Source organism: Microbacterium sp. 18062, from assembly GCF_902706225.1.
Classification (GTDB): domain Bacteria; phylum Actinomycetota; class Actinomycetes; order Actinomycetales; family Microbacteriaceae; genus Microbacterium.
Window position 1 is genome coordinate 1 of the sequence record NZ_CACSKB010000074.1, and the last position, 12618, is coordinate 12618.

12 protein-coding genes, 1 tRNA gene and 1 pseudogene are annotated in these 12618 nt (G+C 68.0%); 11 read left to right on the plus strand and 3 right to left on the minus strand.

Annotated elements, in window-relative coordinates; all coding sequences use genetic code 11:
• Positions 1-770 precede the first annotated feature (770 nt).
• From GVL03_RS17755 to GVL03_RS17765, 3 genes are read left to right on the plus strand one after another with little or no spacing between them, the layout of a single operon-like run.
• Positions 771-1451, plus strand: a complete 681-nt coding sequence (locus GVL03_RS17755; protein WP_159502347.1) for a hypothetical protein — start codon at positions 771-773, stop codon at positions 1449-1451.
• A 49-nt stretch (positions 1452-1500) separates the two neighbouring features.
• A complete protein-coding gene (locus GVL03_RS17760; protein WP_159502348.1) occupies positions 1501-1833 on the plus strand; it encodes a hypothetical protein in 333 nt (110 codons plus the stop codon).
• Positions 1830-2399, plus strand: coding sequence for a helix-turn-helix domain-containing protein (locus tag GVL03_RS17765; protein WP_159502349.1), 570 nt, complete (start codon positions 1830-1832; stop codon positions 2397-2399). Before GVL03_RS17760 ends, GVL03_RS17765 begins: the two co-directional genes overlap by 4 nt.
• 95 nt (positions 2400-2494) lie before the next feature.
• On the opposite strand, the gene GVL03_RS17770 is transcribed toward GVL03_RS17765, so the two are convergent.
• Positions 2495-2567: transfer RNA gene (locus GVL03_RS17770), tRNA-Val, on the minus strand.
• Between the two features lie 174 nt (positions 2568-2741).
• On the opposite strand from GVL03_RS17770, the gene aceE reads away from it, so the two are divergent.
• From aceE to GVL03_RS17800, 6 genes are all read left to right on the plus strand, one after another.
• Positions 2742-5468 carry a pyruvate dehydrogenase (acetyl-transferring), homodimeric type gene (aceE, locus tag GVL03_RS17775; RefSeq protein ID WP_159502350.1) on the plus strand — a complete coding sequence of 909 codons (2727 nt, stop codon included), beginning with the start codon at positions 2742-2744 and terminating at the stop codon, positions 5466-5468.
• A 2-nt stretch (positions 5469-5470) separates the two neighbouring features.
• The gene (locus GVL03_RS17780; RefSeq protein WP_159502351.1) at positions 5471-6688 is read left to right on the plus strand and encodes a CdaR family transcriptional regulator; all 1218 of its coding nucleotides are present in this window, start codon (positions 5471-5473) and stop codon (positions 6686-6688) included.
• Between the two features lie 85 nt (positions 6689-6773).
• On the plus strand, positions 6774-7694 hold the full coding sequence (locus GVL03_RS17785) for an ACP S-malonyltransferase (protein ID WP_159502352.1): 921 nt from the start codon (positions 6774-6776) through the stop codon (positions 7692-7694).
• Positions 7691-8692: a beta-ketoacyl-ACP synthase 3 gene (locus GVL03_RS17790; protein WP_159502353.1), complete on the plus strand. Its 1002-nt coding sequence runs from the start codon at positions 7691-7693 to the stop codon at positions 8690-8692. The genes GVL03_RS17785 and GVL03_RS17790 overlap by 4 nt, the downstream gene beginning before the upstream one ends.
• A gap of 68 nt (positions 8693-8760) precedes the next feature.
• Positions 8761-9009 carry an acyl carrier protein gene (locus tag GVL03_RS17795; RefSeq protein ID WP_159502354.1) on the plus strand — a complete coding sequence of 83 codons (249 nt, stop codon included), beginning with the start codon at positions 8761-8763 and terminating at the stop codon, positions 9007-9009.
• A gap of 48 nt (positions 9010-9057) precedes the next feature.
• On the plus strand, positions 9058-10296 hold the full coding sequence (locus GVL03_RS17800) for a beta-ketoacyl synthase (protein WP_159502355.1): 1239 nt from the start codon (positions 9058-9060) through the stop codon (positions 10294-10296).
• A 145-nt stretch (positions 10297-10441) separates the two neighbouring features.
• On the opposite strand, the gene GVL03_RS17805 is transcribed toward GVL03_RS17800, so the two are convergent.
• Together GVL03_RS17805 and GVL03_RS17810 are read right to left on the minus strand one after the other, a co-directional pair.
• Positions 10442-10945 (minus strand): DUF3145 domain-containing protein, encoded by a 504-nt coding sequence (locus GVL03_RS17805; RefSeq protein ID WP_159502356.1) that lies wholly within the window; start codon positions 10943-10945, stop codon positions 10442-10444.
• A gap of 152 nt (positions 10946-11097) precedes the next feature.
• On the minus strand, positions 11098-11325 hold the full coding sequence (locus tag GVL03_RS17810; protein ID WP_159502357.1) for a S9 family peptidase: 228 nt from the start codon (positions 11323-11325) through the stop codon (positions 11098-11100).
• A gap of 53 nt (positions 11326-11378) precedes the next feature.
• Here GVL03_RS17810 and GVL03_RS17815 point away from each other — a divergent pair, with 53 nt between their 5' ends.
• Together GVL03_RS17815 and GVL03_RS17820 are read left to right on the plus strand one after the other, a co-directional pair.
• Positions 11379-12056 (plus strand): recombinase family protein, encoded by a 678-nt coding sequence (locus GVL03_RS17815; protein WP_235038226.1) that lies wholly within the window; start codon positions 11379-11381, stop codon positions 12054-12056.
• A pseudogene (locus GVL03_RS17820) lies at positions 11938-12496 on the plus strand (IS630 family transposase); the annotation flags it as partial. The gene GVL03_RS17815 and the pseudogene GVL03_RS17820, both read left to right, overlap by 119 nt.
• Positions 12497-12618 lie beyond the last annotated feature (122 nt).

Genomic DNA, 12618 nt, shown 5'->3' on the forward strand with positions numbered 1-12618 from the left:
CGCCAATCAGGGTCGTCAAGGCAGACTGGTTGTGGGTCATCGTGGGATCACTTCTTTGCTTCTTGCCGGAAACAACTGGGGCTCCCACGATGGCTCCTCTACGTCAACGACGACGAGAGCCCCGCGGGAAGTAACACCACGCTATGAGACTCACCCTTCTTCGGCTACGAAGACGCACCGCTTTGACGAGGCGGGTCGTCAGGGATGTGGCCACCGCGTGTGTAGGTCGTGACCTGCTGGTGGCCGCCTGAGCGCTCGAGAAGTCGGACGCCGAGTCGGCGTCGCCCACTCTGGCCAGGTCGCGTTCTCGATGCTCGACCGAGTGAGACGGTCATGCCGGGCGATATGGGGGACGGAGACCGCCCATCCGCCTCGTCTGCCATCAGCTTGTCCAGCGCGCCCCGCTTGGGCCTTCGTCGCTGTAGGTGTGACCCATTGGCCGAGTATGGCGGACAGGTGCGGCAGGCTTCCCGCTGCCGCTGCCGCTGCCGCTGCCGCTGCCGCTGAGGGGGCAGGGATGGCGCTGCGTGTAGATCGCGACGTTCACCGATGTGCGCGTCGGCGGGCGACGCTTCGTCGATGCGGACCCGCATAAGGTGTACTTCTGGATCCCGAGCCGCACCTGGTCCCCGGGGCCCCTGCGGCGGCGGGAGATCTGGCTCGAGTAGGGCGAGTTTGCGTCTGTGTGAGCGGCCACGTCGGCCGACTTCCGTATCTTGCGTTCCGGTTGTGATGCGACTGGGGTGCTGCGAACTCGATAGCTTCATCACATGGATGCTCTCCACCGAATCGCGCTGGCTGCCTGTGTCGCGGCGGTGCTGCTTCTCACGGCAACGGGTTGCGTGAATTCATCTGTCGGTGCGGAGGAGCCGAGCCCGGCCTCAACGCCAACGAGTATCGAGGCCCCGGACACCATCGGTCAGCCGCTCGATGAAGCCTCGGCGGCGCTGACTGCAGCGGGATTCACCGTCGAGGTCGCCGATGTTCGTGAGAACCGCTCCATCTGGAACCGCAGCAACTGGGTTGTCGTCACTCAAGACGTATCCGGGCAGACTGCAACCCTCGGCGTCGAGAAGGCTGATGACCCTGCCTGCTGGGAGAAGGCGACAAAGTGCGAATGGGTGCAGGCGTTTGAGTTCGATGCTACTGGTAATGCCGAATCCGAGCAGTTCACCCTCGATGGTGGACCCGCGCGATTGACGTACACAGTGACCGCGGGGTCTCCCTCCGAGGGCAAGCGAACAGCCGACATCTACTTCCAGGATCTCGCGAAGCACACCGAGTCCAGCTCTATCGACACCATCATCTACGTCGATCGCCCCGGGAGCGGATCAGAGGACCTCGGGCATCGCAAGGGAACCTACTTCCTGATGACGAGTATCAGAGAGTTCGATGTCGCGGACGTCGCGATCCATGTCCTCGTAGAGCAGATGCGTCCTATTGGCGGGTAGCTCAACAATCGTCGAGGCCCGCAAAACAGCCGCAAGACGAGGAGTCTTATTGACTGTGGTGCGGAATATCTGCGTTCACCACTCGCGTGTCTGGAATCGCTCCTTCACGCGAACCAGCACGCCGGGGCTGCGCACCATCGATGATCTGCGATCGTTGCCGGAGGGTCAGAGCGAGCGTCTCTACGGTGCGCTGACCGTCATGGGGTACCTGTTGCAGGGAACCTCGCCGGGCACGACATGGACAGGGAAAGTACGATCGCTCATCGAAAGCTCCTTCGTCGCGTTGCCCGCACGGACGGTGGTTGAGATGGGGTTCCCCGAGCACTGGCGCGAGGAACGGCTGTGGTCACCATCTGCACCAAGTGGCCTGGCTGAGCGATGAGCCGCGAAGAGGACGAGACAGAGACCGCGGAGTCGGTCCTGAGCAAGCTCTTGGCCGGACGTAGCCTGCTCGAGGTCTTCACACCACGCAGGGAGACGACGGCCTTGCTTGAAGAGCTCCGCCGCGATCCCGGGACCCGCGCAATCCTCGACGGCAGTCGACTCGACCAGACGCCACCCGTCAACCATGACGAAACCGACCAGCCTCCTTCGACACCATCGCGCGGACCTGCTTCGCCTGCCGACGAGCCGACCTCGGACATCCTCAGAATGGTCGTCGACTACGCCAACGGGATGACCCAAGAGGAGATCGCTCGCAAACACGGTCTCCACATCCAGACCGTCCGCAAGCGGCTCACGGCCGCCGGCGTGGTGACACGCTCACGCAGCACCGCGCTGACCGCACAGGACCTGGATGAGGCTCGTGTTCTGCTGGACGCCGGCCTGAGCGTTCGCGAGGCCGCCCGCAGACTTGGCGTCGCCCACACGACGCTCCTTCGCGCGATCCGGCGCGCGGCCGGGGCGACGACGGACGAGAATCACCATCACGCACCGCGAAACGAGTGATTCGCGCACATCAATCACCATGACGCACCAGATAAAAATCGCTCATGACCAGGGATTTACATAAACGCCACCTGATCGCGAACGGCTGATCGCAGTGGGCCCTGCCGGGATCGAACCGACGACATCCACGGTGTAAACGTGGCGCTCTACCAGCTGAGCTAAAGGCCCTCCCCTGCAGTCTACGATCCCGGCGCCACCACGATCGGGACGCACGGTTCGCGAGGATCCGATCGGGCACCGACTCGCTAAGCTGGAAAGCGGTGCGTTGTTGCCGCCGAACAAGGCCTGCACCGATCCGATGGTTCTTTCCGGCAAGACCTGCCGTGCGATGAAAGGCGTCCAGTGACTGTCCACGATCAGGATCCGTACTCCCAGGGCCCCCTAGACAGCGATCCCGAAGAGACCGCCGAATGGCAGGAGTCTCTCCAGCAGCTCGTCGAGGCGAAGGGACACGGGCGTGGCCGCGAGATCATGCTCAGCCTCCTCAAGAGCTCCCGCGACCTGCACCTCGGTGTGCCGATGGTTCCGACCACCGACTACATCAACACGATCGCTCCTGAGAACGAACCCGAGTTCCCGGGCGACGAGGAGATCGAGCGCCGCTACCGCGCGTGGATCCGGTGGAACGCCGCGATGACCGTGCACCGGGCGCAGCGTCCGGGGATCGGCGTCGGCGGCCACATCTCGACGTACGCGTCGTCGGCCGCGCTCTACGAGGTCGGCTACAACCACTTCTTCCGCGCCGCGGATCATCCCGGCGGCGGCGACCAGATCTTCTTCCAGGGCCACGCCTCCCCCGGCATGTATGCGCGCTCGTTCCTCGAGGGCCGCCTCAGCGAGCAGCAGCTCGATGGCTTCCGCCAGGAGAAGTCGGCCGCCCCCCACGGGCTGCCGTCGTACCCGCATCCGCGCCTCATGCCGGAGTACTGGCAGTTCCCCACGGTCTCGATGGGCCTCGGCCCGATCAACGCCATCTACCAGGCGATGACGAACAAGTACCTCACCAACCGCGGCGTGAAGGATCTCTCCGACTCGAACGTCTGGGCCTTCCTCGGCGACGGCGAGATGGACGAGGTCGAGAGTCGCGGCCAGCTGCAGGTCGCTGCGAACGAAGGCCTCGACAACCTCACCTTCGTCGTCAACTGCAACCTGCAGCGCCTCGACGGCCCGGTTCGCGGCAACGGCAAGATCATCCAGGAGCTCGAAAGCTTCTTCCGCGGCGCCGGCTGGAACGTCATCAAGGTGATCTGGGGGCGCGAGTGGGACGACCTGCTCGCCCGGGACGACGACGGTGCGCTCCGCAACCTCATGAACGTCACCCCCGACGGCGACTTCCAGACCTACAAGACCGAGAGCGGCGCCTACGTGCGCGAGCACTTCTTCGGTCGCGACGAGCGTGCCGCCGCCCTTGTGAAGGACTACTCCGACGAGAAGATCTGGAACCTGAAGCGGGGCGGGCACGACTACCGCAAGGTGTACGCGGCGTTCAAGGCGGCCGTCGAGCACAAGGGGCAGCCGACCGTGATCCTCGCCCACACGATCAAGGGCTACGGTCTGGGTCCGCACTTCGAGGGGCGCAACGCGACCCACCAGATGAAGAAGATGACCCTCGAGGACATCAAGCACTTCCGCGACGCGATGCACATCCCGATCCCCGACGCCCAGCTCGAGGAGAACCCCTACACCCCGCCGTACTACAACCCCGGCGAGCAGGACGAGACCATCCAGTACATGCTCGAGCGGCGCCGCGCTCTCGGCGGCTTCGTGCCGGAGCGCCGCTCGCACCACGTGGGGCTCACGCTCCCCGACGACAGCGCCTATGCGCTCCCCAAGAAGGGCTCGGGCACACAGGAGATCGCCACGACGATGGCGTTCGTCCGCCTTCTGAAGGACCTGCTGCGCGTCAAGGGCTTCGGCCACCGCATCGTGCCGATCATCCCCGACGAGGCGCGCACCTTCGGCATGGACGCCTACTTCCCGACCGCGAAGATCTACAACCCGAACGGCCAGAACTACACCTCGGTCGACCGGGAGCTGCTGCTCGCCTACAAGGAGAGCCCGCAGGGGCAGATCATGCACGTCGGCATCAACGAGGCCGGCGCGGTCGCGGCGTTCACGGCGACGGGCACGTCGTACGCGACGCACGGCGAACCGCTCATCCCCGTATACGTGTTCTACTCGATGTTCGGCTTCCAGCGCACCGGTGACGCCCAGTGGGCCGCCGGCGACCAGATGGCGCGCGGGTTCATCATCGGTGCGACGGCCGGTCGCACGACTCTGACCGGCGAAGGGCTGCAGCACGCCGACGGCCACTCGCAGCTGCTCGCCTCGACGAACCCGGCCACGGTCTCGTACGACCCGGCCTACGGCTACGAGATCGCGCACATCGTCCGCTCGGGCATCGAGCGCATGTACGGCGGCAACCACCCCGACCCGAACGTCATGTACTACCTGACGGTCTACAACGAGCCGCTCGTGCAGCCGGCCGAGCCCGAGGGCGTGGACGTCGACGGCATCGTCCGCGGCATCCACCGCATCTCCGAGGGCGCGGGCGACGGGCCCCGCGCGCAGATCCTCGCCTCCGGGGTCGGTGTGCCGTGGGCGCTCGAAGCGCAGCAGTTGCTGCGCGAGGACTGGGGTGTCGCGGCCGACGTGTGGTCGGTGACCTCGTGGTCGGAGCTGCGCCGCGACGGCCTCGCCGCCGACGAGCACAGCTTCCTGAACCCGGCGGACGAGCCCCGCGCGGCGTACCTCACCGAGAAGCTGCGCGGCGCGCAGGGCCCCGTGGTCGCCGTCAGCGACTTCATGCACGCCGTGCACGACCAGATCCGGCCGTGGATCCCGAACCGCTACCTCACCCTCGGTGCGGACGGCTTCGGTTTCTCCGACACCCGCGCCGCCGCTCGACGCTTCTTCAAGATCGACGGTCCGTCCGTCGTCGTGCGCACCCTGCAGGGGCTCACCGACGAGGGGGCGTTCGACCGCTCGGTGATCGCGCAGGCGATCGAGAAGTACCGCCTGCACGACGTGAACGCCGGCACCTCCGGCAACGCCGGCGGCGAGAGCTGAGGATGCCCCGGTCCCCGGAGTCGCCGGACAAGACGGAGACGCTCGCCTGGCTGCGGCGCATCTCCGGGGATCTGGCCACGATCACTCTCAAACGGCTCGAGGACACTCTGCCGTGGTACGCCGACATGCCGCCCGGGCGGCGCTCGTCGGTGGGGCTCGTGGCCCAGGCGGGCATCACGTCGTTCATCCAGTGGTACGACGACCCCACCTCGACGCCGTGGATCGCGTCGGACATCTTCGCCGCCGCTCCCCGTGAGCTCCTGCGCAGCGTCAGCCTCCAGCAGACGCTGCAGCTGATCCGGGTGACGGTGGAGGTCACGGAGGAGCGGGTCGCCGGTCGCGCCGAGGATCTGCGCGAGGCGATCCTGCTCTTCTCCCGCGAGGTCGCCTTCACCGCGGCCGACGTGTATGCGCGGGCCGCGGAAGCGCGCGGGCTCTGGGACGCCCGCCTCGAAGCCCTCGTCGTCGACTCGATCCTCACCGGCGGCGCCGACGAGGAGCTCCCGAGCCGGATCGCGGCCCTCGGCTGGCACGGCCACGGCGAGGTCGCGGTGCTCGTGGGCACGACCCCTCCGCAGTTCGACGTCGACCAACTGCGCCGGATGGCGCGCAAGCTCGGCGTGGACGTCCTCGTCGGCGTGCAGGGGTCGCGACTCGTGCTCGTGATCGGACGTACCGACCCGGCCCATCAGGCGGTCGAGGACGAGAGCGACCTCGCCTTCACCGACATCGCGAAGCGACTCGAGCCCGGGTTCGGAACCGGGCATCTCGTGCTCGGCCCCACCGTGCCGGCGCTCGTCGACGCGGGGCAGAGCGCTCGCGCCGCACTCGCAGGATTCGCCGTCGCCCGAGCATGGCGCAACGCACCTCGCCCGGTCGAGGCGGACGATCTCCTTCCCGAGCGTGCCCTGGCCGGCGACCCGCTCGCCAAGCACACCCTCGTGGAGCGCATCTACCGCCCGCTCCGCGCCCACAGCGCCGACCTCGTGACCACTCTCTGGAGCTACCTCGACAACGGTCGCTCCCTCGAAGCCACGGCCCGCGAGCTGTTCGTGCACCCCAACACGGTGCGATATCGACTCAAACGCGTGTCGGACGTCATCGGCTGGGACGCTACGGGGCCGCGTGAGGCGCTGATCCTGCAGACGGCACTGGTTCTCGGCGCGATCGGCACCGATGCGACTCGCCGTCGTCCTGTCGCGACACGCCGCACGCGCTGAAAGTTATCGAGCCCCGATAAAGGAAAGCCGGATTCTTGTACCGATACCGCCAGTCCCGCACCCAGAACCTTGGCAGGATGGAACAGTGATCATCGGCGTGTTCCCCGGGCAGGGCTCTCAGTCCCCCGGGTTCCTCTCCCCCTGGCTCGATCTCGATGACGCCCGGGAGCGTCTCGCGACCTACGCCGATGCCGCCGAGGTCGACATCGTCGCCGCGGGGACGGAATGGGATGCCGACGCCATCCGCGACACCAAGGTGGCGCAGCCGCTGATCGTCGCGGCGAGCCTGCTCTCGTGGCACGCGCTTCGCGACCGCACCGACGCCGCCCCGCGCGGCGTGGCCGGGCACTCGGTCGGTGAAGTGGCCGCCCTGTCCGCATCCGGGGTCCTGGACGACGAGGACGCCATGCGGCTCGTGGGCATCCGCGGCAGGGCGATGGCCGACGCGGCCGCCCTGCAGCCCACCGGCATGAGCGCGGTCCTCGGCGGCGACCAGGAGGCCGTGCTCACCCGTCTCGCCGAGCTCGATCTCACCCCGGCCAACTACAACGGCGGCGGCCAGATCGTCGCGGCGGGCGCGCTCGACGCCCTGGCCGCGTTGTCTGCCGAGGCTCCCCTGGCGACCCGAGTCATCCCCCTGCAGGTCGCGGGCGCCTTCCACACGCGCTTCATGCGTCCCGCCGTCGACGCGCTCGCCGCCGCAGCCGCCGAGCTGTCGCCCGCGGATCCGCGGACGACGCTCTGGACGAACGCGGACGGCTCCGTGGTCGCAGACGGCGCGCGTGCGCTCGAGCTTCTCGTCGGACAGGTCGCAGCTCCCGTCCGCTGGGACCTGATCCAGGCGTCCTTCGCGGATCACGAGGTCACCGGCCTCATCGAGTTCGCACCCGCGGGCACGCTCACCGGGCTCGCCAAGCGCGCGCTTCGGGGCGTTCCGTCCGTCGCCGTCAAGACCCCGGACGACCTGGATGCGGCCGTCGCACTGCTGACCGAGGAGAAGGAATGACCCTGACCATCCAGCAGACCTCCGGCCCCGCCTACACGCGCATCTACGCGTACGGCGCCGCCCGCGGCGAGAACGCGGTGCCCAACGACGACCTCGTGGGTCCTATCGACTCGAGTGACGAGTGGATCCGTCAGCGCACGGGCATCGTCACCCGCTCCCGCGCGGTCCCCACCACGAGCGCGACGGATCTCGCCACCGCCGCCGCCGCCGAGGCGGTCGCCCGTTCCGGCATCGAGGCCGACCAGATCGACCTCGTCATCGTCGCGACGATCAGCAACTCCCGGCAGACCCCGTCGATGTCCGCGATCGTCGCGGACCGCATCGGCTCCAACCCGGCCGCCGCCTACGACGCGAACGCCGCCTGCGCGGGCTTCACCTATGCCCTCGCGCAGGCCGATGCGCTGATCCGCGCGGGTGTCGCGCACTATGCGGTCGTGGTGGGTGCCGAGAAGCTCTCCGACGTCGTCGACCCGACCGAGCGGAGCATCTCCTTCCTCCTCGGCGACGGCGCCGGCGCGGTCGTCGTCGGGCCGAGCGACACTCCCGCCATCGGCCCCACGGTCTGGGGATCGGACGGCTCGAAGGCCGATGCCGTGGGGATGAACGCGACCCTCACCGAGTTCCGCGACGGCGAGGCCGCATGGCCGACGCTCCGTCAGGAGGGGCCCACGGTCTTCCGATGGGCCGTCTGGGAGATGGTCAAGGTCGCGCGGCGTGCCCTCGAGGCCGCGGGGATCTCCGCATCCGACCTCGCCGCCTTCGTGCCGCACCAGGCGAACCTGCGGATCATCGACGAGTTCGCGAAGCAGCTGCGACTGCCCGAATCCGTGATCATCGCTCGCGACATCGAGACGACGGGAAACACCTCGGCCGCCTCCATCCCCCTCGCCACGCACCGGCTGCTCGAGGAGCATCCGGAGCTCAGCGGAGGTCTGGCCCTCCAGATCGGCTTCGGCGCGGGGCTCGTGTTCGGCGCGCAGGTCGTCGTCCTCCCGTGAGCGGCGGGGCGCCGCCCCTAGACTGATTCGCGGTCACCGACCCCTTTACCCCAACAGAAGGAGACACCATGGCCCTCACCACTGACGAGGTCCTCGCCGGACTCGCCGAGCTCATCACCGACGAGACCGGGATCTCGGCGGACGAGGTCGCGCTGGAGAAGTCGTTCACCGACGACCTCGACATCGACTCGATCTCGATGATGACCATCGTCGTCAACGCCGAGGAGAAGTTCGGTGTCACGATCCCCGACGACGAGGTCAAGAACCTCAAGACCGTCGGCGACGCCGTCACCTTCATCACGTCCAACCAGGCGTGAGCCGATGCGGTGGGGGCTCGCCCCCACCGCTCCGATCAGAGAGCGAACATGAGCACGTCCCGCATCGTCGTCACCGGTATCGGTGCGTCATCGCCCATCGGCGGTACCGCCCCAGAGAGCTGGTCCGCCCTGCTGAGCGGCGCTTCCGGTGCCCGCACCCTCGAGCACGACTGGGTCGAGAAGTACAGCCTGCCCGTCACCTTCGCGGCCGAGGCGAAGGTGCGGCCCGACACCGTCCTCGACCGTCCGGTCGCCAAGCGACTCGATCCCGCGTCGCAGTTCGCGCTCGTCGCCGCCACCGAGGCCTGGGCCGATGCGGGCGCCCCCGAGGTCGATCCGGAGCGCCTGGGCGTCGACTTCGCGACCGGCATCGGCGGCGTGTGGACGTTGCTCGACGCGTGGGACACCCTTCGTGAGAAGGGCCCCCGCCGGGTCATGCCCATGACGGTGCCGATGCTCATGCCGAACGCCGCGGCCGGCAACCTCTCGCTGCACTTCGGTGCGCGCGCGTTCGCGCGGACGGTCGCGAGCGCCTGCGCCTCGAGCACCGAGTCGATCGTGAACGCGTTCGAGCATCTGCGCGCAGGACTCGCCGACATCGTGATCGCCGGCGGCACCGAGTCCGCCATCCACCCCATCACCATGGCGTCGTTCGCCTCGATGCAAGCGTTGTCGAAGCGCAACGACGACCCGTCGACCGCCTCGCGGCCGACGAGCATCGATCGCGACGGCTTCGTCATGGGCGAGGGCGCGGCGGCGCTGATCCTGGAGACCGAGGAGCACGCCCGTGCCCGCGGCGCGAAGATCTATGCCGTCGTCGTCGGCGGCGGCGTGACCGCCGACTCGTACCACATCACGGCCAACGACCCGGAGGGCCATGGCGCGGCCCGAGCCGTGCGTCTCGCGCTGGAGACGGCGGATGCGTCGCCCGACGACGTGACGCACATCAACGCGCACGCCACGTCGACGCCCGTCGGCGACCCGAACGAGTACCAGGCGCTGCGTACGGTGTTCGGCGACCGCATCGATGAGGTCCCCGTCTCCGCCACGAAAGCGTCCACGGGTCATCTGCTCGGCGGCACGGGCGCTCTCGAAGCCATCTTCACCATCCTGGCGATCCAGCAGCGAACAGCTCCGCCCACCATCAACCTGACGACCCAGGATCCGGCCGTCCCGTTCCGCGTGTCGGGAGAGTCGCAGGATCTGGGCGCTGTGGAGCAGCTCGCCATCAGCAACTCGTTCGGCTTCGGTGGGCACAACGCGGTCGCCGCCTTCGCGAGCAGCTGACGGCACGTCGACGACACGAGAGGATCCCCGGAGCTCGAGCTCCGGGGATCCTCTTTCCTCGTATCGGGCGACGGTGCGCTTTCCCGGTGCCGGGACCAGGTCGACCGGCCTCCGGTAGCGGCGCTCCCGTCGCCCGAGGTCTGTGTCAGCCGACCTTGTGCAGCCAGACGACGGGGGCTTCTTCGCCGGCGTGGCGGAACGGCTCGAGCTCGTCGTCCCACGCCGCGCCGAGCGCCACGGACAGCTCGCGCTGGAGTTCCTGCGCGTCCCCGGCGGCGATCTCCATCGCGTAACGGACGCGGTCCTCGCCGATGACGATGTTGCCCGCTGTATCGGTCTGCGCGAAGTGGATTCCGAGGTCCGGCGTATGCAGCCAACGACCGCCGTCGCTGCGCGGAGACGGATCCTCGGTCACCTCGAACCGCAGGTGCTCCCACCCGTGCATGGCGCTCGCGAGCGCGGCACCGGTGCCGGTGGGCGCCTCCCAGTAGAACTCGGCACGACGACTGCCCGGAAGGACGGGCTGGTCCACCCAGTCGAAGTTCACGGCGCGCCCGAGGGCGCGACCGACCGCCCACTCGAGGTGGGGGCACAACGCGCGTGGCGCCGAGTGGATCAGGACCACTCCGCGCGCCATGTGTGCAGCCATCTGTCTCTCCGTTCTTCAGGTACGTCTTCCCCTACGACCTGAACCCTGGAGAGGGCCGATGATGCGATTGTCGTGCCATTATCTCCGGGCGAGGCCCGAATCACAAGCGTGTTGTTTCGGCCGGAAGGACGGATCGGTGTTCGAGCGCCCGCTCAGCAGTTGCTCGGGCGCTTTCCGGCGGCGACGGCAACCGCCCACGCGTACAGGTCATCGATCAGCGGGGCTCCCTCGGCGATGACGCCCATGTGGGTGCGGCCGGGGTACTCGCGGGTCTCGACGGCGCGTCCCCTCTCGCAGAGCGCCGCTTCCAGAGTCCGTTGCATGTCGATCGGGATCACTTCGTCCTCGACGCCCTGCCCGAGGAACAGTGGTGAGGGCACGATGCCGTCGGATGCCAAACGTACCTACGTCTATGAGACGGAAGGCGCAGGTCATGGTGGCAAAACGAAAGACGGCGCAGGCGGAGGGTCTGCGGGCGGTGTTGTACGTGCGAATCAGCTCTGATCCGGGTGGGTCGGATAAAGGCGTGGATCGGCAGGAGAAGGACTGCCGTGCCCTCGCGTCCGCGCTCGGCTGGCAGGTGGTGCGGGTGTTTCGGGAGAACGGCACGTCGGCGTACAAGCAGAAGACGATCACGCTTGCGACGGGTGAGCAGGTGCGGCGGGTGATCCGTCCGCAATTCGGGGAGATGCTCGCTCTGCTGGGGCGGCGGGGTGCAGACGCGATGATCGCCCACGACCTGGACCGTGCCGTGCGCGACCCGCGCGATCTGGGGGATCTGATCGACACCAAGGTCCTCGCAGGCTTCCAGGTGAAGTCCACCACCGGGTCGCTGCGGTTGGAGAACGATGCGGATATCGCGATGGCCAGAGTGCGGGTCACGATGGCGAACAAGTCGAGTGCGGATACCGCCAGGCGGGTTGAAGCGGGCCGAGGACGGCCGGTGGCATGGCGGGGTGGCGCCGTTCGGGTACCGGATGCAGAACTCGCCGGCGCGCAGGCTCGGGGTATCGCGTCCGACGGTGATCAAGTGGCGGGACCGGTTCGCGGCGCAGGGACTTGCGGGCTTGGACGACGAGCCGCGCAGCGGCCGCCCGAAGGTCGTGAATGACGCTGCGATCCTGGCCGCGATGCTGGAGCCGCCGCCGGAGAGCTGGCCGTGACGCACTGGTCCACGAGGCTGCTGGCCGGGCAGCTCGGCGTCGGGGATGCGACCGTGGCCAGGGCGTGGCGGAAGTACGGGGTCAAACCGTGGCGGCGCGAGACGTTCAAGTTCTCCACCGATCCGGGCCTGGAGGCGAAGGTCCGCGACGTGGTCGGACTGTACCTAGCACCGCCCGAGAACGCGATCGTGCTCTGCGTGGATGACAAGAGCCAGATCCAGGCTCTGAACCGCACCGCCCCGCCCCGATCCTGCCACTGCGACCGGGTCTGCCGGAGAAGGCCACGCACGACTACAATCGCAACGGCACCACGACCCTGTTCGCCGCATTGGAAGTGGCGACCGGGAAGGTGACCGACCGCTGCTACGACAGGCGCGGGAAGGCTGAATCGGCCTGGCTTTCGTTCCGTTCTTGAAGCAAGGATGGAACTCGATGAATCAGAAGTACTCTCCCGAGATGCGTGAGCGTGCGCTGCGGATGCTCGACGAGGCCAAGCCGGATCATCCGAAC